Raw genomic sequence first — 469 nt, 5'->3', positions numbered from 1 at the left:
GGTACGTGGCCGCGCCTTGCTCAGCGCGCACCTCGCCGATCTGGCCGAGAAAATCCGACAGCCGCGTTTTCGCGATCGGCTCGCCCCACACGCCACCCAGATAGGTGATGCCCGCCGACGTATCGCCTTCGGAACGCAGGATCAGCCGGGTCCAGTCCAGCGCGCCGCGCGCGACCCATTGCGCCTGCGCGAGCAGACGCTGGCTTTCGATCCGTCGAACCTGCACCTGCTGGCGCCACAAAATGCTGGAGACGAGAATTGCCGATAGCGTCACCACCAGCAACGCGCTGATGATGGCGGCGCCGCGCTGCCGTAGCTGCACTTTCCGGCGGGAGCCTCGTCCCGCAGGCAACGCAGAAGCCGCACGGCGCGCATCAGAAAAAGAGAATCTCATGTCATTCTCCACGGAATGCCGCCTGCGCTTATGCTCCGCCCGTCACGCGAATCACTTCTTCGAGCGACGTCAGTC

General features: G+C 64.8%; 1 pseudogene. It reads right to left on the bottom strand.

What is annotated here, in order from left to right:
- Nucleotides 1-394: pseudogene (locus VSR82_RS40050) on the bottom strand (type II secretion system minor pseudopilin GspK); the annotation flags it as partial.
- Nucleotides 395-469 lie beyond the last annotated feature (75 nt).

Source organism: Burkholderia sp. JPY481, assembly GCF_038900515.1.
Taxonomy (GTDB): Bacteria; Pseudomonadota; Gammaproteobacteria; order Burkholderiales; family Burkholderiaceae; genus Paraburkholderia; species Paraburkholderia youngii.
The sequence above is the reverse complement of the archived record's forward strand: the minus strand, read 5'-3'. Positions and strand labels throughout refer to the sequence as shown.